Raw genomic sequence first — 20,055 nt, 5'->3', positions numbered from 1 at the left:
ATTCGTACGATGCGCTGCGCGACGGCGCGTCATTTCCCGATCAGAGGGCCAGAGCGGGGATATAGGGGGTGGGGGAGGGGATGTCAAAGGGCGCGGGCCGCGGCGCGGAAAAGGTTCCCGGCTGCGCCAATGGCCATGTGCAGTTTACGCAACCGCAACAATTCTGACGCAGCTGCGCCGTGAAGACTTAACAATCGGGCGCCAACCGGCCTGCCGACCAAGGGAGGCAAGAATGCACTACAAGAGAACGGGTCTGATCGCAGCGTTGCTCGCCACCGTCTCGGCGACGGCGGTGCACGCGCAGGAGGCGTCGCAGGACGAGGGGCTCGGGGGCGATATCATCGTCACCTCGCAGAAGTTCGAGCAGAAGCTGCGCGACGTGCCGATCACCATCACCGCGGTGACGCAGGAGCAGATGAAGCGGATCGGCGTCGACGATCTCGACGAGCTGTCCAACTATGTTCCGGGCCTCAACATCCAGGAGCAGAGCGCCAATAACCCCGGCATCGTGATCCGCGGCATCACCTCGGACAGCGGCTCGGCGCAGCAGGCGGCGCGCGTCACGCTCTACTATAATGGCGTCGACATCTCGCGCTCGCGCGGCGCCTATCAGGCGATCTACGATGTCGACCGCATCGAAGTGGTGAAGGGCCCGCAGGCGACGCTGTTCGGCACCGCCTCGACGATCGGCGCGGTCAGCATCCTCTCTGCGCGGCCGAAGCCCGGCGTGTCGGGCGAACTCACCGCCGGCTATGGCAATTACAACGCCTATCTCGTGGGTGGCCACCTCAACGTCGGCAACGACGTGATTGCGGCGCGCGTCGCCGGCGAGTGGAAGAAGCGCGATGGCTATGTCGAGAATCTCTCGCCGACGCAGGGCGATCTTTACGCGCAGAACCAGCTCGGCCTGCGCGCCTCGGTCCGCTACACGCCGACCCCGGCGCTGACCGTCGACCTGATCGGTACCTATGATCGCCAGCGCAACAGCGGGACGCCGTTCATCTCGAAGCGCTTCGCCACGTCGCAGGGTCCGGGCAATCCGTTCGGCGCGGCCAATCTGTCGGGTTCGCCCTATGCGAAGCAGGTCTTCGGCACCGACAAGCTGGGCCTGACCCGCGACGTCTATGACGTGAACCTCACCGCGCGCTACGACTTGGGCGACGGCTGGAGCTTCACCACGGTCAACGGCTATCGCTCGTTCGACTCGTTCGAGGTATTCGACGCCGACGGTTCGGCAGCGCCGTGGCTCGAATTCGCCGAGGGCGCCTATGGCTCGCAGATCAGCCATGAGTCGCGCTTCGCCTATGCCGGCGACCATGTCCGCACCAGCTTCGGCCTGAACGTGTTCCACGAGAATAACCGCCAGGAAGTGCCCTTCTCAACCGAAGAAGGCGTGTATCTCCAGTGTGCGGCCAACCTGGTCCCGACGCTGGGTTGCGTTAACGCCGCGGGCGTGGTGACCGCGGCGCAGGCGACCGCGATCCTTACCAAGGGCGCCGCGACGCAGATCCCCTACAGCTCGATCTTCACCAACAAGGGCATCAACGACCAATATTCGATGTTCGGGGAAGTGACCTGGATGCCGATCCATGCGCTGGAGGTGACCGCGGGCATCCGCGCGCTGATCGAGCAGCGCAAGTCGGGCTATGTCTCGGTCGCGCCCAACTCGATGCTCTCCAAGGCGCCGCTGATCCCCGGCCAGACGACCACCAAGGGCACCTTGTGGAGCGAGGACAGCTTCCAGGCCTTCCTGCCGCGCTTCAACGTGCTGTATCGCCTGAACGACGCGATCAACCTCTATGCGACGATCTCCAAGGGCCGTCGCTCGCCGACCGTGAACCAGGCGGCGACGTCCACCTCGGTCATCCCGGAAGAGACGGTGTGGAACTATGAGGGCGGCGTGAAGCTCGCCAAGGGCATCTTCTCGGGCTCGCTGGGCGTCTACTACCAGAAGTACGACAACTTCCAGATCAGCCGTACCGTCACCGACGCCAACGATCCCTCGGGCCGCCCGGTGGGATCGAGCATCACCGAGAGCGCCGGCAGCGCCAGCAATCTCGGCTTCGAGGCGGAAGGGCAGCTGCGCCCCGTCAGCTGGCTGACCGTGTTCGGCAATGCCGGCTTCATCGACGGCGGGATCGACGACAAGAAGTCGAACGGCATCTATGCCAACAATCGCTTCCGCCTGCAGCCGCGGCTGCAGTGGGCGGCCGGCTTCACGGTCGACGCGCCGGTGGGCAACGGCATCCGCGTCTTCGCGACGCCGAGCGTGACCTATCGCAGCAAGATCTTCTTCGAGATCCCGAACAAGGAAGCGATCTCGCAGGACAAGGTGACGCTGGTGAACGTCAAGGCGGGCCTGAGCTTCGCCGACGGCCGCTACGAGGTCGCCGGCTATGTCCGCAACGCCACCAACGAGAAGTATCTGCTCGATGCCGGCAACACCGGCGGCGGGTTCAACGATCCGACCTATATCCCGGGCGAACCGCGCTTCTACGGGGTGCAGCTGACCGGTCGCTTCTGATCGTTTCATCGGTGTGATGAAGGCGAGGGGCTTGTCGCCAATGGGCGGCAAGCCCCTTTATTTTCAATGAGTTGCTACAATGTTTCAGCGGGCTCCGCGGGCAAGAACCATGCCTGAATGGGTGGTGAATGGCTCGGCTCGTCGGGTCGATCTCACCGTTCGCCGCAGAAGGGGGGCCGAATCCCGGGTTCCATCCGTTGAACCCACGTCATGAAACAGTGTCAGACCCCGCTCCGCCCCCGCGCCGCACTGTTGATCAGTGCCGCGTTCCTTGCCACCCCCGCCTTCGCCCAGGAGGCCGCGCCCCAGCAGACGGTGACCCCGCCGCCGGCGGTAGAGGCGTCCGCGCCGCAGGCCGCTGCGCCGGCACCCGAGGTCCGCATGGCCCCGGCCGCACCGGTCGTGCAGTCGGTACCCTCGGTCGAGCAGCAGATGGCCGGCAGCGCCAACCAGGCGCCCTCGACCACCGATGCAGCTCCAGTTCGCACGGCGCGCGCCGAGCGTACCGCGCCGCGCACCGAAGCTCGCGCCGCTGCCCAGCCGCGTCAGGCAGCGCCCGCCGCGCAGCCCGCGACGGCGCCCACGCAGCAAGCGGCTAGCCCCGCGCCCGCACAGGTAGCACAGCCGCAGCCGGCAGAGCCGGCCGCGCAACCCGCCGCGCCCGCGGCTGAGGTAACCCAGACGACGGAGACCACCACCGAGACTACCCGTTCGACCTCGCTGGTCCCCTGGATCCTCGGCGGCCTCGCCGTGATCCTCGCCGCCGCCGCAGCCGTCTTCCTGCTTCGCCGCCGCCGCACGGACGAGGACCTGCTGGTGCGCGAGACCGCAACCACCACCGAGCCCGCGGCACGGCGCCCCGCGCCGCAGCCGGTAGCACCGCGCAGTGACATCGGTCTCGCCGCTGCCACCGCCGCGCCGGTAATGGCCCCGGTCGCCGATCGCCACCCGATCGCGGAGCCGGTTGCCGAGGCCCATGTCGAGGCCAAGCTGGCCGAAGCCGATGAGGCTGTGCTCGAACATGTCGTCGACGCGCCCGCGCCGGTCGCCAATCGTCCGTGGCTCGAGCTGGGCCTGCGTCCGGTGCGTGCCGGCACCAGCGAGGAAGAGGCGCTGGTCGATATCGAGCTGACGGTCGGCAACTCGGGTGATACGGCCGCCCGCGACGTGCGCATCTCGACCTTCCTGCTCGCCGATGCCGAGGGGAGCGAGATGGAACAGCTGCTCACCAGCCACGGTCCGGCTGCCGACGTGCCGCCGGTGACGATCGATGCCGGTGACGGTACCCGCGTCGACGCGCACCTCGCGGTGCCGAAGGGTGAGCTGGGTCGTACCTTCACCCCGGTCGTCGTCGCCGAGGCGCGCTATCGTCTGCCCGACGGTCGCGAGGGTCGCACCAGCGCCGCCTTCCGAATCGGCCGCGCCGCACCGGCGGCGGACGGGGTGGGTCCGATCGGCGCCACCCGCCCGCATCTGGTCGAGGACCTCGAGGCCGAACTGCTCGGCACCCCCGCCCACGCCTGATCGGCCAATCCTTACCTTCAACCGGCCCGCGCTCTCAAAAGGGAGCGCGGGTCTTTTCCATGTGCCGGCTTCCCATGTTACGAATGTAACACTATCCCCTCGAGCCTCGGTTCTCTGGGGAGACACTATGCAGCTTCGTACCTTCGTTCTCGCCGCGCTCGCGACGACCGCGCTGATCCCGGCCGCCCAGGCACAGCAGGCGCAACCCTTCAACGACATCCCGGCCAAGTTCGTGCTGCCGGAAGGCTCGAAGGACTATATCCGCCGCGAGGTGATGGTGCCGATGCGCGACGGCACCAAACTGTTCACGACGATCGTGATCCCCAAGGGTGCCAAGAACGCGCCGATCCTGCTCACCCGCACGCCATATGACGCGTACAACCGCGTCCGCCGCACCGACAGCAACAAGATGCTCTCGGTGCTGGCCCAGGGCGACGAGGTGTTCACCCAGGCCGGCTATATCCGCGTCTTCCAGGACATACGCGGCAAGTATCGCTCCGAGGGCGATTTCGTCGTGACCCGTCCGCCGGTCGGGCCGCTCAACCCCACTAAGGTCGACGACACCACCGATGCCTGGGACACGATCGACTGGCTGGTGAAGAACCTGCCGGAATCGAACGGCAAGGTCGGCATGCTGGGCTCGTCCTATGAAGGCTGGACGGTGGTGATGGCGCTGCTCCATCCGCACCCGGCGCTAAAGGTCGCAGCACCCGAAAGCCCGATGATCGACGGCTGGATGGGCGACGACTGGTTCCACCACGGCGCGTTCCGTCTGCCCAATATCGGCTGGATCTCGGGCATCACCGGCTACAAGGCCGGCGGTCCGACCCCGCCCAATGGCGGCTGGGACGATTACGACACCTTCCGCAAGGTAGGCTCGGCGGGCGACTGGGCGAAGCAGTACGGCTATGACCAGCTGCCCTTCTGGCAGAAGCTGAGCCAGCATGTGTCCTACGACGCCTTCTGGCAGGGCCAGGCGCTCGACAAGATCCTTGCCGCCAATCCCTCGAACGTGCCGACGCTGTGGGAGCAGGGCTTGTGGGATCACGAGGACATGTATGGTGCGATCCACGCCTGGGAGGAGCTGCAGAAGACGCCCCAGGCGACCAACAACTTCCTGCTGATGGGCCCGTGGCGCCATTCGGGCTTCAACTATAACGGCTCGAAGCTCGGCGAGCTGAACTTCGATGGCGACACCGCGCTCCAGGCCCGCCGCGACATCCTGCTGCCGTTCTTCAACGCGCACCTGAAGGACGGTTCGCCGGCATATACCCCGCCGGTCGCCAGCATCTACAATACCGGCGAGAACCACTGGGACTTCCTCAATAAGTGGCCGCTCGGCGCGCAGCTCACGCCACTATACCTCGGCACAGGCGAGGCCGCCGGTTTCGACAAGGCCGGGGCAGGGGAGGACAGCTATGTCTCCGATCCCGCCAAGCCGGTGCCGTACCTGCCGCGCCCGATCAACTTCAGCGACGGCCGCTGGGGCACCTATCTCGTCACCGACCAGCGCTTCGTCGACGGCCGCCAGGACGTGCTGACCTATGCGACCCCGGTGCTCAAGGAGCCGGTGCGCCTGTCGGGGACGCCGCTGGCGGACATCTTCGCCAAGACGACCGGCACCGACGGCGACTTCGTCGTCAAGGTGATCGACGTCTATCCCGACGAGATCGCCACCATTAAGGAAATGGGCGGCTTCCAGCTGCCGATCGCGATGGACATCTTCCGCGGCCGCTACCGCAACTCGTTCGAGCACCCCTCGGCGATCCCGGCGGGCAAGGTGCAGGAATACAAGTTCCGTCTGCCGGTGGTGAACCACACCTTCCTGCCCGGCCACCGCATCATGGTGCAGATCCAGTCGACCCTGTTCCCGGTCTATGATCGCAACCCGCAGAAATATGTGGAGAACATCTTCTTCGCCAAGCCGGGTGACTACCAGAAGGCGACGGTGACTATCCTGTACGGCGGCAAGCAGTCGAGTTCGGTGCTGCTGCCGGTGGTGCCGGTCGACCAGAGCGCGGCCAAGGCGCGCTGAAACGCAGAGCTCGCCCTCGCAGGCGCGAGGGCGAGCTCTGTTCCCGACGTTGCTTGGCTCCGGATAAGTACCTAGACTTAGGTAGAAATCCGGAAGTAATTGCTGCGTATCTGCATCATTTTTTAAGCAAATTCAGGTTGAGTCTCTCCCGGAACAAACAGCCATGTCATCGCTGTGTTTCGGGAGCAGGCCATGAACGTCGCGGCTATTCGAGGGTATCTTCGAGAGACCATCGAGTTCTTCGTCTATTTCCTATTCATGACGGGCATCGGCGCGGCGATGTACGTGCTCGTCACCTATGCGCCGCAGGCCAATTCCGATTGGTACATCAACACCTGCATCGGCATGGCCCTGTTCAGCGGAATCTATGCCGTGCGGATGTTCCGCCGCTACAAGCGGGCGATGCGGCGCCTGGCGATGTTCCCAGACGATCTCGTCATCGAACTGGCGCAGATGACGGAAGAGGAGCGGCGTACGCTGCGCTGGTCCGAACGGATCGCCGCCGAGCGGCTGGAGGCGCGTGGCGGCGATGCCGAGCGGGTGCGGCTGCTGGAACGGCTGGAAGTGCTGGAACGAGCCTATCGCGAACGCTGTGCCGCGCTTGGGATCGACCCGGACGAGGAGGGTGGAGAGTTCACCATCGATCCCAACATGACGGTCGAGGCGATCCGCAGCCGTATCGCCGATCGCCTGCTGCAGAAGGAAATCGAGGAGGAGGAGGCTGCGCGCCCTCCGATTTTCCGCAGCTGAAGCGGCGTTCGTTTCACCTTCGGTTAGGATTCATTAACGCGCTTGCTTCATGATGCAGTGCCAAAGAACGGCGGCGGTGCGTGGGGTGCACGCGAAGGGGGCCGTCGATGGGGATTGCGTTCATGAAGTCCAATACCGTCCGTCACTATCTGATGATGTCGTTGGAATTCGGCGCCTATTGCGTGCTGATGACGCTGCTCAGCTATCTGATGGTGCTGCTGGTGCTGCGGGCACCGCAGCCGAACAGCGGCATCTATATCGGCGTGGCGCTGCTCGCGGCACTGCTTACCGGTCTGCATGCCGGCAAGATGTTTCGCATGTATCGTATCGCGATGCTTCGGATCCAGAACCGCAAGCCAAAGGGCAAGAAGCAGCCCTTGCCGGTCCGCCACTGGTCTGATCGTATCGCTGCCGAAGAGGCTGTCGGCCGCCATGATGCGCGCCGCAAGCAGACGACCGGCGAGGAAGTTTCGCCCGAACTGGAAGCCATCCGCCTGCGCATCGCCGAGCGCATGGCGCGGGAGGATCGCGAGCGCGACGAACTCGCGCGGGAGGATCGCGAGCGGCTTGAACGCGAGCGGATCGAGCGGATGGAACGCGCCCGTTCCGAGCGTATCCGCAACGAGACGCGCGCCGCCCGCCACAAGAATTGAGCCATCCGACGACGACACCCAACGTGTCGTCGCGCGGGGCTGGTGGGCGCGCTGCAGGTGCAGGCGGCGTTAAGCTTCGGCGGATCAATCTCGATGCGTGAACAGGGGTAGGCATCGCGCAGCATTCGGGATGATTATGGTGGGGGCGCTCGGCGCACCCGGCTGGGCGCAGGACGCGCCTGCTGCGGATCCTGCCCCCCAGACGATCCCCGGCGTGCTGCCGGAGCGATTTCGCCTGCCCGGCACGCCGACACCCAGCCCGACTCCGTCGCCGTCGCCCTCGCCATCGCCGACGTCCTCGCCACTGGTGCAGCCGGTGACGGTCCCGGTGCCCAAGCCGCGCCCCAAAGCCACGCCTAACGCGGTGCCCAGCCCCGCGGCGACACCAACGCCTACATCTTCTCTCCAGCCGCGCCCGCCTGTCCCCCCGATGTCGAGACCGGTCGCGCCCGTGACCGTGCCCGCGGCGCAGGCTCCGCCCGCGCCACTCGAGGATCGGTCCAACTGGTCGTGGCTGCTGCTGGGCGCGTTCGGTTTGGTGGCGACGGCAGGAGCGGGATGGTGGTTCCGCAGAAGGCTGGTCCCGGCAGCGCCCGAACCGACCGCGACGTCGCCGGCGAGTCCGGCCGCAGCGGCCGCGCCGCGTCCCGCACTCTCATCCCCGGCCGACCCGATCGCGATCGAAATCGTCTCCGCCCAGATTGCCTTCTTGGCCGAGACGGTGGTGTTCGACCTCGAAATCGACGTCGCCAACGCAGCGTCGCAAGCGGCCGAGGGACTCCGGCCCGCGCTCGCGCTGATCAGTGCCAGCCCAGACCAGGATCGCTGGCGCGCAGCGTTCCATGCCGGCCCGCCACCGCAGAACCAGGGCAGCCCGGTGGACGTGGCGGCAGGCGGCCGACTGCGGCTGCCGGCCCGGCTTACTCTTCATCGGGAGCAACTGCACGTGGTGACGCACGGGGGCAGGCCCATGTTCGTCGCGATGCTGCTGTGCGACCTGCGCTGGCGCAGCGGCCTCAGCCTCCGTCGCTTCGGCGCCGATTTCTTGCTCGGGGCGGCGGGACAGGGCGCCCGGCCGGGCCCGATCTGGTTGGACCGTCCGGCACCACCGGCGCTCGCCGCGATCCGCTACGCGCCGCCGCAACCGTGAGTTGATCGGTACAAAAGAAAAGAGGCGACCCGTTGCCGGGCCGCCTCCTTCCAATATCCAAGCCTTGAAACCGGCTGGGAAGTGCTTACTTGACCTCGACGGTCGCGCCAGCTTCTTCCAGCTGCTTCTTGATCTTCTCGGCTTCGTCCTTCGACACGCCTTCCTTGACCGGCTTCGGAGCGCCTTCGACCAGCGCCTTTGCTTCGGTGAGGCCCAGGTTGGTGATGGCGCGGACTTCCTTGATGACGTTGATCTTCTTGCCACCGTCGCCGGTGAGGATCACGTCGAACTCGGTCTGCTCTTCAGCAGCCGGGGCAGCGGCGCCACCAGCGGCCGGGCCGGCAACGGCGACGGCAGCGGCGGCCGAAACGCCCCACTTCTCTTCGAGCAGCTTCGAGAGCTCAGCGGCCTCGAGCACGGTCAGGGCGGAAAGCTGGTCGACGATCGCGTTAAGGTCAGCCATGATAAACTCCAATCAGTTCAATAGTTTCGGGATAGAATAAAGGTCGCTCGAAGCCGAAGCTCAGGCAGCCTGCTTTTCGCTGTACGCCGCAAGCACGCGGGCGATCTGCGCCGCCGGTGCCTGGGTGATCGTGGCGAGCTTGGTCGCGGGTGCTGCGATGAGCCCCACGAGCTTGCCGCGCAGCTCGTCCAGCGACGGCAGCGAGGCGAGTGCCTGCACGCCAGCCGGATCCAGCAGCACATTGCCCATCGCGCCGCCGACGATTTCGAGCTTGTCGTTCGTCTTGGCGAAGTCCGAGACCACCTTGGCCGCAGCCACGGGATCGACGGAGGTGGACAGTGCCGTCGGACCCGTCAGCAGGTCCGCGAGCACCGCATAATCGGTGCCCTGGGTGGCAATCTTGGCGAGCTTGTTCTTCGAGACCTTATAGGTCGCGCCGGCTGCACGCATCTTGTTGCGCAGGTCCGTCGACTGCTTGACGGTCATGCCGAGATTGCGGGTGACAACCACCACGCCAACCTCGTTGAAGGTGCGGTTCAGCTCGGCAACGGCGTCGGCCTTCTGGGAACGATCCATGCCGGTCTCCTCATACATGAGGCTGCCCTTCCCGCACGAAGCGGACGGGGCAACCCCGGTTCACGACCCGCGCACGAAACGCGGGCCAGGCTCAAATTGTCCGAGGGGAAGGATCGTCACGAGGCCGGGGAAATCCCTGGGGCGTGACCCGGAACGCTTGGGCCGCCCGCGCATCCGCGCTAGAGGCCGGCCAAGCCGCCGGTAAATTCTGTCCCCGTCTAGGCGAGTATTTTCAAGACCGGCAAATCCCGGCCCCTCGCTGTCTCGGACGGATTCCTTCCGAAGAAGGAGCGCGCCCAATAGCGGATTCGGGGGGCAAGTCAAGGGTGGGGCGGGGGCATGCGATCCTCCCCTGCAAGGGGAGGTGGCAGGCCGCAGGCCTGACGGAGGGGTGTCACCGCTGGTGCGGTGGACGTCCCTACCAGCGGGGACACCCCTCCACCACCGCCTTCGGCGGCGGTCCCCCTCCCCCTCCGGGGGAGGATCTGAAGGCTGCCCTTGCAGAACAAAAGCGGAACACCCATCTCCCCGCCGACCAACCGGGGGCAACAGGGAGGGCAACATGCGCGGCACCAGGGCCGATCGTACCCGCGAGAACCAGCGCTTCCTAAAGGCGCTGCGCCGCACCGCCAACGTCACCCTGGCCGCCGAGGCAGCGGGGCAGACGCGCAAGACCTTCCAGAAGCGCCGCGCGCGCAACCCCGATTTCGCGAGCCAATGGGACGCAGCCCTCGCCTATGCCCAGGCGCAGCTCGCCGCCGGGGCGCCGTGCCCCACCCCGGAGGGCGAGGCCGCGCGCACCGGCGGCGGCGAATATAGCGTGCGCGCCTCGCGCGGCCGCGCGGTGCAGGTGCGCCGCGCCCCCAAGGGGGTGCTGACCACCGAGGGCGAGCGCCGCTTCCTCGCCCATCTCGCCGCCACCGCCAATGTGCGGCTGTCGGCAGAGGCGACCGGCATCGGCTGGAACGCCATCTATGCCCGGCGCCGGCGCTCGGCGGACTTTGCCCGGGCGATGGAGGCGGCGCTGGCCGAGGGCTATGAGCGGCTCGAACTCGCGCTGCTCGACAATGCGCTGCGCTCGCTGGACCCGACCGGCGAGGACCTGGGCGAATGGCGCGAGACCATCGACGAGACCGACCCGCTCACCCGGATGACTCCGCGCGAGGCGCTGCTGCTGCTCGGCTATCGCCGCCCGGAGATCGTCGAGGGGCGGCCCCACACCGGCTTCGCCGTGCCGCGCATCCCCCGCGAGCAGGCGCTGGCGCGGCTGTCGCGGGAGCTGGACCGGGTGGAGCGGCGGTTGCGGCGGGATAAGGGGTAGGGGCGGCGCGCAGGGCCCGGCGCGTCGCGTCTCCGGCAGTGCCGCAGGGTCCCCCTTGCGAGGGGTGCGGCACTGCCGTTTGATTGGTGCGCTAGCTTCCGACCAACTCACGCCGTTCTTCAGCAAAGGTTTGGACGGCTGCTTCTCTTGATATCTGCCGCTCACCCTGCGCGAACACGATGTGCAGCTTCGTGAAGCAGTGCCAGTTATCCACTTATTGAGAGAGAAGGGGCGAGTGACCTGCTGTGGGAAAACACCTGTTTGTCGTACATCCCAACTGCGAGGCGGGTAAACGCTCCGGTCGGCACCTGAATAGCTCAAAAGTGATGGAAAACTGGATAGCCGTTCGGGCAGTGTCCAGCGGGAGACGGGCGTCTGTTCAGCGTCTAGCTACCCGCGCTATCTCAAAGGCAACGTAAAGAAAGCCTAACCAATGATAGAATCTACGGCCAGCCGCCGCCGCGCATTTTTCGCCTGGAGCGACCTTCTTGATCACGAGGTGCTGCGTCCGCTCAGCCATATTCGGCTCAATTGGGAACTGATGTGGGATCACGATGCGAAGCGATATAAACCAGAAGAAGGCAGCTTCGCTGAAAACCTTAACGAACTGATCGAGTGTATCGCGGCGATCCTTCGACCGGATCGCTATCATGACGACGAGGACGTCATTGCCAATTACCTCGCCTCGCACCCGCAATCAGGCGTGACAAAGCGGGGCAATCGCTGGGTTGGAGCGGACTATTTCCACATACTAGAGCGGGGCGGCTTCGATGATATCGACCAGCAGCACCTTCGTCGCGCGGCTACGGGTCGAGTTTGCGCGGCAATCGAGCGCGGTCAGTTGGAGTACGATCAAATGGAGGAAGGACACCGGAAGATGCTCGCTGCAATCCTCACGATCATTCTGTACCATAGCGGGAGCTAAACCCGCGCGGCGGCCGAAAAAAAGGGGCGCAGCTTTCGCCACGCCCCTCTCCGATAACGTTATCGAAGCCGCTTATCGGCGGCGACCCTGACCCTTGGTTTCGTCGTTGCTCAGAGCCGCGCCAGCGAGTGTAGCGATCTGAGCCTTGCTGGGCGACAGGCGTCCCGCGAGGACGTTGGAAGCCAGCGTAGATACCGAGGGTGAGGTCTGCTTCTTCGAGGTAGACATGTTATTAAGGCCTTTTCTGTAGCGTCAAATTAGACACGCAACGCAAAGTGCGTTATAGGAAAGGCCGCTAGGACGCCCTGCAAGGCGTCCCGGCGACCGGTATCGCTGCCCTAATATGAGCAGTGGGAAACGGACTGGCTGCAACCAGCCCGATGACCCGAAGGGAAGCGCAAGCATCCCGAGTTACCAATCTGCGGGGTCAGAGCACCCCCGCTGTGCAGACACACAGTTAAAACAGACGATCCGCGAACCCCCTCAGGGTTCGCGGGCGTCGCCCCGTGCACTGAAGCTATCGCACGCGGCACCGCCATCATAATCCAGAAATATACAAAGGGCAAGTGCTGTATCTTGCGCTGTATGCCCAAGCGTGTATTGCCTTAGTGAACCTACACGTGGAGGCCGACGTGGACGACGTACCCGCCCTGAACCCAACTCTACTCCGTGACCAACTCATGGAGCGATTGCGCGCGATCGATGCACAGATTGAGAACCTACACAGGGAACGCGATGCGCTCCGTAGCGACCTCGCCGTGACGGACCAATTTCTGGCCGTATGGCGCCGTACGAATAACGTGCAGGGCCCACCCGAGCGCGCGGATACGACGATCCTTCCGATTTGTCGCGATGTGCCAATTCCTCCGCGTAAGCCGAGGAACCCTCCTCGCGATTACGTCGTGACTGAGGCTCTTAAGATCATCCAAGAACGAGGGAAACCGGTACCCCGTGGCGAATTGTACGAAGCCCTACGTGAGCGTGGTGTAGAGGTGTTCGGCAAGGATCCGGTGATGGTCCTTAGCACGATGCTGTGGCGGTCGGTTGACCGGATTGTACGGCTCAAGGACCACGGGTACTGGCCAAAGGACGAGGCATACGAGCCGGCCAGCTACTATCCTGACCTAGATGAGGTAATCGACGTGGCAGATCGCGAACCTGAGGACGGCCAGATCGAGGAGCCGGACTACGAAGCGGAAGTAACCTTGCGTAAGGATTGAGCTTCACCCGGTTGCGCGGAAGCGTTGCAACGGGTTGCATGCACAGCTTTCAGAGTGGCTGACAGGACATCTACGAAAGCGTCAGGTTCTGGATTGTTAGAAGATAGCTCGCGACATCCACCCTGCAGTCCAGCGCCATTGGGGAATATGCACCGTTCGACTTCATCCACCGGTGGACACCTTCGCTCGGAAAACGATCATGCCACGTGACCTTCTGACCCGGCAAAAGCCACCATTCAAAAGGTCGCGTGCGAACCTCGAAATGTCCCAAAGTCAGGCGTTCCGCCTCCTCGACGCGCGGTAGAATGCGGGGGGTAGGCTCATCCCACGGCGTGTCCCCATGGCAACACAATTTCAATCTTTAACCAAATCGCGCAATCCCCCCTTGCCAAGCCCATCCCACGCGTCAGTTTTGTTGCAAAGCATGACCGAGAGGGTGTCGCACAGAACGGCTTGGATCGAGGGGACCCATATGCACGCATCGTATCGACGTACTACCTGCAGTCTCGCCGCACTCGCGCTCGCCATGGGGATGGCAGCGACGCCCGCCTTCGCGCAGGATAGCGCCGCCGGCGCCTCCGCCGATGCCGGCACCCAGGGCGAGATCGTCGTCACCGGCTCGCGCATCCGCCGCGATCCGCTCGCCGACGAAAGCCCGGTGGTGCGCATCGACCAGTCCAGCGTCGCGCGGACCGGCCTGTCCTCGATCGCCGATGTGCTCCAGCGGATCCCCAGCGCCAGCGGCGGGCTGAACAGCAAGGTCAACAACAGCGGCAATCTCGGCAACCCGCCCGACGGCGGCGGCGTCGGCGCGGGCTCGGCGGAGATCGACCTGCGCTATCTCAGCTCCAAGCGCACGCTCGTGCTGGTCGACGGCATCCGCTATGTGCCGGGCACCAGCGGCAGCGGCATTCCCGCGACGGTCGACCTCAACACCATCCCCGGCAACATGATCGACCGGGTCGAGGTGCTGCAGTCGGGCGCCTCGTCGCTCTACGGCTCGGACGCGATCGCTGGGGTGGTCAACATCATCACCGTGGCACAGCAGGTCGGCTTGCGCGCCTCGGCGCAGTTCGGCACCTTCCGCCAGGGCGACGGCCACACCCAGGATTATGCGCTGAGCTACGGCATCAAGGGGCCGACGACCAACTTCGTGTTCGGCGGCACCTATGTGAAGCAGGAGGCGGTGCGCTCGGGCGACCGCGCGATCTCGCTGTTCCCCAATCCGGGGCAAAGCGCGTGTACCGATCCGGTCGGCGGGTGCAGCAGCGCGGCGGTCAACGGGCGCTTTGATACCCGCACCAATGCCGGGCCGCTGCCGGGGCTCGCCTTCGGCAACTTCACCATCGCCAATCCGCCCAACAGCAGCCCGACGCTGGCCAATCTGCGGCCGTTCACCGCGGCGGACCGGTTCAACTTCGCGCCCTACAACTATATCCTCACGCCGTCGGAGCGCTACGGCGCGTGGTTCAGCTTCAAGCAGCAGTTCAGCCCGGTGGTGAACCTGCACGTGAAGGCGGCGTACAACCGGCGCAACTCGCAGAACCAGGCGGCGTTCGAGCCGCTGTTCATCGGCCCCGATGCGGGCAACGGCGCGGGCAGCCTGTTCGACACGATGTCGGTGGATGCGACCAACCCGTACAACCCGTTCGGGGTGACGCTGCAGGGTTCGGGGCCGAACAAGAATTACAGCTTCCTCGCGCGCCGCGTGGTCGAGGCCGGGCAGCGGACGTTCGACCAGCATGTCGATACCTTCACCGGCTCGGCGACGCTCGACGGTTCGTTCCAGGTCGGCGCGCACAAATGGTATTGGGACGCGACCGCCGCGTTCGGCGTGAACGATGCGCACCAGAGCTTCACCGGCAACCTGCGCGCGGACCGGGTGGCGCGGGCGCTGGGGCCGATTGCGCAGTGCACCGGCGACTGCGTGCCGCTCAACCTGTTCGGCGGCGCGGGCACGATCACCCCGGCGATGCTCAACTATATCGGCTTTACCGAGAAGGATAAGAGCAACCAGCAGCTCTTCGACTATACCGCCAACCTCAGCGGCGACCTGGTCGATCTGCCGGCGGGGCCGATCGGCTTTGCGGTGGGGTATGAGCATCGCGTGCAGTTCGGCAGCTTCACGCCCGATCCGATCATCGCCGCGGGCCTGGGCGCGGACATCCCGTCCAAGCCGTCGGCCGGGCGCTACCACTCCAACGAGGTGTACGGCGAGCTGCGCGTGCCGCTGCTCAAGGACAAGCCCTTCTTCAACTCGCTGGAGGTGAACGGCTCGGTGCGGCATGCCGATTATTCGATCAGCGGCGGCAGCACCACCTATACCGGTATCGGGCTGTGGAAGCCGGTGGCCGACGTGCTGCTGCGCGGCTCCTACGCGACCGGCTTCCGCGCGCCGAGCCTGGGCGAGCTGTTCGGCGATCGCTCGCGCTTCGACCTTCCGGCGAACGACCCCTGCACCAGCGCGGCGGGCGGCCTGTTCCAGACCAACGCCACGGTCCGCGCCAACTGCATCGCCAACGGCGTGCCGGCCAATGGCAGCTATGCCGAGGACCAGGGCGGCCAGCTGCCGGTGCTCACCCGCGGCAACCGCAACCTGAAGCCGGAGAAGTCGCGCAGCCTGTTGTTCGGCGGCGTCTATTCGCCGGCCTGGGCGCGGTCGAGCAGCTTCGCCAGCGCGCTCAGCCTCGAGGTCAACTACTACCAGATCAAGGTGACCAACGCGATCGCCGCGCTCGACGCCAATGTGAAGCTCAACAACTGCGCGCTGCTCGGCGACGCGAGCGCCTGCTCGCAGGTGATCCGCACCGGCAACGGCATCATCAACGAGATCGACGCGACGCTCGACAATCTCGACAGCATCAAGACGCGCGGGATCGACGCGACCTTCCGCTACCGTTCGCCCGAGACGGGCGTCGGCAGCTTCGGTCTCGCCGCCAACGCCACCTGGCTGCTGAAGTACACGCTCGCCGCCTCCAACGGCGCCGTGGTCATCGAGCGGGCGGGCACCGAGCGCGGCAGCCCCGACCAGGCCTTCCCCAAGTTCAAGGGTAACGGCACGATCGACTGGTCGCTCGGCGGCATCTCGGCCTCCTTCACCGGCCGCTATATCAGCGGCGTGACCGAGAATGCCGGCGCGAACCGGCTGGGCAGCCGCTTCTACGGCGATATCCAGCTGGCCTTCTCGCCGGCCTGGATGGACCACCGCACCGCGCTGACCCTCGGCGTCAACAACCTGTTCAACCAGGATCCGCCGGCCTGCAGCAGCTGCAGCCTGAACAATTTCGACCCGACCACCTACGACGTGCCGGGCCAATTCGGCTACATCCGCCTCAGCTACAAGATGTAAGTCGCCGCTTCCGAGGAGGGGAGAAGGGGCCGGGCGCAATCCCGGCCCCTTTTTCGTGCCTCGGCGCCGCCCCGATCACAGCCGGAAGCGGATCGTCCCCCCGATCGTCCGCGGATCGCTGGGCGTGCCGACGATCACCAGCCGCCGCCGCCGGGCACGCCGAGCAGCGGGGATTTGGCCGAACACTTCTATCGGTTGCCCGGGCCGCAAGGACTGGCGTGGACACCATCGAGCCTGCACGGTCCGGCGTCGGCTTCTCGCCCGCGCGCAACCGCGGCCGGACTGTACGAGAACATTAGGGCGAAGTTCCGCCGGAACCGGCTTCTTGCGGCGCCCAGTCGACCGAGCAGGCCGCAGTTACCGTCACCGAGGTACCGTTGGCCTGAAGCAGCGCCGCATCCATGCCGTTGATCAGCGCAAACCGATAGCGGCCCGGCTCCAGGAACAATGCTTCCGATTTGGTCGCGCCGGGTCGCAGACCGTCGAGATCGTCCGTATCGACGGCGAACCGGTTTTGGGTGCGTGCCTTGGCCCAGGAGATCGCCTGCGAGGGGATGAGCAGGTCGTCCGCCTCGGCAGCATCCGCCTCGTAGGGCGTATATATCTCCAGCAGCCCACGTTCTGGCGTAACCACCACCAGCACATGCCGGCGCGCGGACGCGTCGGCGGGAAGCGTAAGTGTGAAGGCGCGGGACGCCGGATCGGTCCCTCGTAGCGTCGCAGGCGAACAGTCCATGCCGCCGATGCCCGCCACGCCCGTCGGGAAGGGCACCTTCTTCGCCCCCGCTACCGCCTTCGCCAGATCGGTGGTGTAGAGCGTGGCCGGGGTCGCGCTCTGGCGCGCCGCGGCATGGGTGTCCGCGCTGGCCTGCACGGGCACCTGCACCCGCGTCTCGCTGCTCGTGGACGCGTTCGGTGCGCTGCTCGCCCGATCGCATCCGCCGGCGAGCAGCAGCGCGACCGGGGCAGCGGCACGCAGCAGAACGCTAGCGAAGCTGGACGTGGAGGTGGTCATCCTCGATCCCTACAGACTGAACCAAGGGATTGTCACGTATCGCGGCCACCACGGCCTGGCGGCTCGCCGCCGGGGGCATGCGGATATCAAGCGCGCGGTCCGACATGTGGCGCGAGATCAGCACCCCCCGATCGACCTGCCGCTGGAGCACCTTGGCCATGCGGTCGACGATGGCTGCCCGTCCCAGCCCGTCGCGCTTGCCGGAGAGATAAGCGTCTCGAACCTCGTTGAAGGCCGCCTGGTTGGCGTAGCGCGGCGAGCTGTTGTCCGCGAGATTGCCGTACATCGCCGCCGCTTGGCGATCGGGGCCACGCCTGCCGCTGGTCACGTGGATCGCGTAGCCGGTCGCCGACTGGACCGCGTCATGCAGCGCGTTGGCGCTTCGCGTCGCCGCCGGTGTCAGATCGATCCCGGGGCTGCTGGTGAACCGCGATGCGGCATCACCGGCCACGGGGCGGGGCGTCGCCGATCCGGTCGGCTCGCCGGTGGTGACGGCCGCGTCCATGTCCTGCATCCTGCGGGACTGGTCGGCGCGGAGCGTTCGTTGCACCTCCGCTTCCGTAGGTTCGCGGCGAGCGCCTGTCGCGCGATGTTGACGAAGCCCGATCCCGCACGACCGCCGCCCGGCAGCAGAAAACGTTCGCCGGTCGCGCGATCGATATAGGCGTGGATGCGAAGCTCGGTGACGCTCTGGCGCGTGACCCCCGTCTCGCGCAACGTGCCGATCTGATCGAGAAAACGGGCGGCGGCGGTCGGCGACTGATTGTACAGGTCGAGATATCCGGTCGCGAGCGTCGCATTGTTCGGGTCCAGCCCGGCGGCACGCGCGGCGGTCTCGAAGGCGGGAATCTGTCGGCTCAAGCGGGCGAGCTGCTGCGCATCGGCCTGATCGGGTGACAGATCACCGGCATGCTGCAGGGAGAAGGAGCCGCGGTTGCCGACCCCGTTGCCCGGATCGACATGCCCGTAATAGGCGGCGCGAAAGCCGCCGCTCGGCGTGCGCGTGCCCTCTGCCTGACCGATGATGACCGCGCCGCGTGCCCGGCTGCCGAGCGCGGGGTCGAACATCGCGCGCACGTCGCTGGCGGTCTGCCGCGACGTGGGCGCCGCGTGCGCTGTCGCTGCAGTGTGGGCCTGGTCGGCGTGGCGTAGACCTTGTGCCGCGGGGAGGGTAAGCCGGTCGCCCGGGTGGATCAGTTCCGGGTGCTTGAGGCCGTTCGCATCCACGATCGCCTGGGTTGAAACGCCGTGCTGGCTGGCGATGCCGCTGATCGTCTCGCCGGCGCGAACCACATGGCTGGTGCCGCCTTGGTCGGGAATGCGGATGCGGTCACCGGGCAGGATGAAGTCATGACGGGCGAGCTGGGGGTTGGCGCTCTCCAGTTGGCCAAGCGACACGCCATAGTGCCGGGCGATGCTCCACAGACTGTCCCCCCGCCGAACGACGTGTTCGTTTGCACCCCCGGACGGGGAACTGCGGTGATCGGGGATCGCACCCACACGACTGATCTCGGGCATTGCTCAACCTCCTGCGGCGGATTCGCGCATTGGAGGAAGCGAGGTGCCACGCACCCGACATCCTGTAACTCATCGGAACGCTTAGATGCCCGAAGCTCTGTTCACCACGTGGACAATCGTCTCGGGTCGACGCTCGTGATGTCGGGTGAGGGCAAAGATTTCTTGTGGGTTGGGATGCCGAGCTAGCTGCGCCTCCCGGCCATCGGTCCTCAAAAGCGCACGGGGCAGCCATGGCGGCGATCCGTGCGGCCGCAACGGACAGCGTAAGGCGCGTAGTGCCTAGAGCATTTTCAAGTTGACCGTTTACGGTCAACGACTCGGAAAATGCGGCAATCGAAATCCTAGAGCGTCTTCGCCCAAGGTGAAAACGCTCTAGTGTTCGCGCGCGCTGCCATTCCCCGACGTCACCTCTGAACGGCGAAAACTGGTCGGGAGGTGCCCCGCGCCGGAGCTCGCTCAACGGCTGCTATGCCGATTTCTTCCTCCAAAAGCGGCCATGTCCGCTTCCCACCCATTTCCCGCCATGGCGGCTCCCGCGCCATTTTTGCCATCGAGAATTCGTCGTCGCTCGCGAGCACTCGCGTGCCCTATTGTCGATCTGAGATCCTCTAAAATGGCCGCATCCGATATTGGCCAGACGTGCTATTTAAAAGATCGGCGAGTCGAAACCCGCCCAATGGTCGCCTCAAATAAGCACCGAGAAGATCGGGATGTACGTACGTACTAGAGGAGGATGACATATGGCAGACGTTGGCTTTCACGTTCCGATAAGCACCGTAACGAACCCCATTTTGCTGTACCTATTCAATCATGGTTGGGAATCTCCCGGTTGGGGCCATCTCCCTATCAATCAGGCGGCGCTCGGCCTTGCACTACATGGGCTAAGCGAAAAGGTTGCCGACCGTCGGCTACAGGCCGAGTTGCAACAATTGGCACACAACATCGTCGATCAAAGCGCTCGCGCGGTGGTAGGAACAGCCGTCCGATCTGAGAAAGGATGATGCAGTGGCACGCGGGTTGCTATGCGGCGAC

Annotated in this window: 15 protein-coding genes; 10 read left to right on the top strand and 5 right to left on the bottom strand. The window is 65.6% G+C overall.

Annotation, left to right across the window (positions count from 1 at the left end; all coding sequences use genetic code 11):
* Positions 1–232 precede the first annotated feature (232 nt).
* The 6 genes from ABIC35_RS01210 (at position 233) to ABIC35_RS01185 (ending at position 8,636) form a co-directional block, all read left to right on the top strand.
* Positions 233–2,524, top strand: coding sequence for a TonB-dependent receptor (locus ABIC35_RS01210; RefSeq protein ID WP_121078428.1), 2,292 nt, complete (start codon positions 233–235; stop codon positions 2,522–2,524).
* A gap of 210 nt (positions 2,525–2,734) precedes the next feature.
* On the top strand, positions 2,735–4,048 hold the full coding sequence (locus ABIC35_RS01205; RefSeq protein ID WP_121078426.1) for a hypothetical protein: 1,314 nt from the start codon (positions 2,735–2,737) through the stop codon (positions 4,046–4,048).
* 127 nt (positions 4,049–4,175) lie between these two features.
* Positions 4,176–6,083, top strand: a complete 1,908-nt coding sequence (locus ABIC35_RS01200) for a CocE/NonD family hydrolase (protein WP_121078424.1) — start codon at positions 4,176–4,178, stop codon at positions 6,081–6,083.
* A gap of 192 nt (positions 6,084–6,275) precedes the next feature.
* The gene (locus ABIC35_RS01195; protein ID WP_121078422.1) at positions 6,276–6,833 is read left to right on the top strand and encodes a hypothetical protein; all 558 of its coding nucleotides are present in this window, start codon (positions 6,276–6,278) and stop codon (positions 6,831–6,833) included.
* A gap of 122 nt (positions 6,834–6,955) precedes the next feature.
* Complete coding sequence (locus ABIC35_RS01190) at positions 6,956–7,486, top strand: hypothetical protein (RefSeq protein ID WP_121078420.1); 531 nt, start codon at positions 6,956–6,958, stop codon at positions 7,484–7,486.
* A gap of 451 nt (positions 7,487–7,937) precedes the next feature.
* The gene (locus ABIC35_RS01185) at positions 7,938–8,636 is read left to right on the top strand and encodes a hypothetical protein (protein ID WP_147425915.1); all 699 of its coding nucleotides are present in this window, start codon (positions 7,938–7,940) and stop codon (positions 8,634–8,636) included.
* 85 nt (positions 8,637–8,721) lie between these two features.
* On the opposite strand, the gene rplL is transcribed toward ABIC35_RS01185, so the two are convergent.
* Positions 8,722–9,099: a 50S ribosomal protein L7/L12 gene (gene rplL, locus ABIC35_RS01180; protein ID WP_121078416.1), complete on the bottom strand. Its 378-nt coding sequence runs from the start codon at positions 9,097–9,099 to the stop codon at positions 8,722–8,724.
* A 60-nt stretch (positions 9,100–9,159) separates the two neighbouring features.
* The gene (gene rplJ / locus ABIC35_RS01175; protein ID WP_121079556.1) at positions 9,160–9,675 is read right to left on the bottom strand and encodes a 50S ribosomal protein L10; all 516 of its coding nucleotides are present in this window, start codon (positions 9,673–9,675) and stop codon (positions 9,160–9,162) included.
* A gap of 562 nt (positions 9,676–10,237) precedes the next feature.
* Here rplJ and ABIC35_RS01170 point away from each other — a divergent pair.
* From ABIC35_RS01170 to ABIC35_RS01155, 4 genes are all read left to right on the top strand, one after another.
* Positions 10,238–10,996, top strand: coding sequence for a hypothetical protein (locus tag ABIC35_RS01170; protein WP_183049438.1), 759 nt, complete (start codon positions 10,238–10,240; stop codon positions 10,994–10,996).
* A gap of 433 nt (positions 10,997–11,429) precedes the next feature.
* Positions 11,430–11,921, top strand: a complete 492-nt coding sequence (locus tag ABIC35_RS01165; RefSeq protein ID WP_147425913.1) for a hypothetical protein — start codon at positions 11,430–11,432, stop codon at positions 11,919–11,921.
* 632 nt (positions 11,922–12,553) lie between these two features.
* Positions 12,554–13,141, top strand: coding sequence for a hypothetical protein (locus tag ABIC35_RS01160; RefSeq protein ID WP_147425911.1), 588 nt, complete (start codon positions 12,554–12,556; stop codon positions 13,139–13,141).
* Positions 13,142–13,613: 472 nt separating this feature from the next.
* A complete protein-coding gene (locus ABIC35_RS01155) occupies positions 13,614–16,490 on the top strand; it encodes a TonB-dependent receptor domain-containing protein (protein ID WP_121078410.1) in 2,877 nt (958 codons plus the stop codon).
* A gap of 295 nt (positions 16,491–16,785) precedes the next feature.
* Here ABIC35_RS01155 and ABIC35_RS01150 read toward each other — a convergent pair whose 3' ends face one another.
* The 3 genes from ABIC35_RS01150 to ABIC35_RS01140 are packed head-to-tail and all read right to left on the bottom strand — an operon-like array spanning position 16,786 to position 19,023.
* Complete coding sequence (locus tag ABIC35_RS01150; protein WP_121078408.1) at positions 16,786–17,505, bottom strand: hypothetical protein; 720 nt, start codon at positions 17,503–17,505, stop codon at positions 16,786–16,788.
* A complete protein-coding gene (locus ABIC35_RS01145) occupies positions 17,477–18,010 on the bottom strand; it encodes a hypothetical protein (RefSeq protein WP_147425909.1) in 534 nt (177 codons plus the stop codon). Before ABIC35_RS01145 ends, ABIC35_RS01150 begins: the two co-directional genes overlap by 29 nt.
* Complete coding sequence (locus tag ABIC35_RS01140; protein ID WP_121078404.1) at positions 17,905–19,023, bottom strand: LysM peptidoglycan-binding domain-containing protein; 1,119 nt, start codon at positions 19,021–19,023, stop codon at positions 17,905–17,907. Before ABIC35_RS01140 ends, ABIC35_RS01145 begins: the two co-directional genes overlap by 106 nt.
* Positions 19,024–20,055 lie beyond the last annotated feature (1,032 nt).

Origin of the sequence: Sphingomonas trueperi (genome assembly GCF_040545965.1) — a bacterium.
GTDB classification, from domain to species: domain Bacteria; phylum Pseudomonadota; class Alphaproteobacteria; order Sphingomonadales; family Sphingomonadaceae; genus Sphingomonas; species Sphingomonas trueperi_C.
The sequence above is the reverse complement of the archived record's forward strand: the minus strand, read 5'-3'. Positions and strand labels throughout refer to the sequence as shown.

What these genes read in the sequence shown, in the direction of transcription:
- ABIC35_RS01195 (WP_121078422.1), top strand. Translation starts at nt 6,276, where the DNA reads ATGAACGTCGCGGCTATTCGAGGGTATCTTCGAGAGACCATCGAGTTC.
- ABIC35_RS01205 (WP_121078426.1), top strand. Translation starts at nt 2,735, where the DNA reads ATGAAACAGTGTCAGACCCCGCTCCGCCCCCGCGCCGCACTGTTGATC.
- ABIC35_RS01170 (WP_183049438.1), top strand. Translation starts at nt 10,238, where the DNA reads ATGCGCGGCACCAGGGCCGATCGTACCCGCGAGAACCAGCGCTTCCTA.
- ABIC35_RS01165 (WP_147425913.1), top strand. Translation starts at nt 11,430, where the DNA reads ATGATAGAATCTACGGCCAGCCGCCGCCGCGCATTTTTCGCCTGGAGC.
- ABIC35_RS01145 (WP_147425909.1), bottom strand. Translation starts at nt 18,010, where the DNA reads ATGGACGCGGCCGTCACCACCGGCGAGCCGACCGGATCGGCGACGCCC.
- ABIC35_RS01155 (WP_121078410.1), top strand. Translation starts at nt 13,614, where the DNA reads ATGCACGCATCGTATCGACGTACTACCTGCAGTCTCGCCGCACTCGCG.
- rplJ (WP_121079556.1), bottom strand. Translation starts at nt 9,675, where the DNA reads ATGGATCGTTCCCAGAAGGCCGACGCCGTTGCCGAGCTGAACCGCACC.
- ABIC35_RS01150 (WP_121078408.1), bottom strand. Translation starts at nt 17,505, where the DNA reads ATGACCACCTCCACGTCCAGCTTCGCTAGCGTTCTGCTGCGTGCCGCT.
- ABIC35_RS01140 (WP_121078404.1), bottom strand. Translation starts at nt 19,023, where the DNA reads ATGCCCGAGATCAGTCGTGTGGGTGCGATCCCCGATCACCGCAGTTCC.
- ABIC35_RS01200 (WP_121078424.1), top strand. Translation starts at nt 4,176, where the DNA reads ATGCAGCTTCGTACCTTCGTTCTCGCCGCGCTCGCGACGACCGCGCTG.
- ABIC35_RS01210 (WP_121078428.1), top strand. Translation starts at nt 233, where the DNA reads ATGCACTACAAGAGAACGGGTCTGATCGCAGCGTTGCTCGCCACCGTC.
- ABIC35_RS01190 (WP_121078420.1), top strand. Translation starts at nt 6,956, where the DNA reads ATGAAGTCCAATACCGTCCGTCACTATCTGATGATGTCGTTGGAATTC.
- rplL (WP_121078416.1), bottom strand. Translation starts at nt 9,099, where the DNA reads ATGGCTGACCTTAACGCGATCGTCGACCAGCTTTCCGCCCTGACCGTG.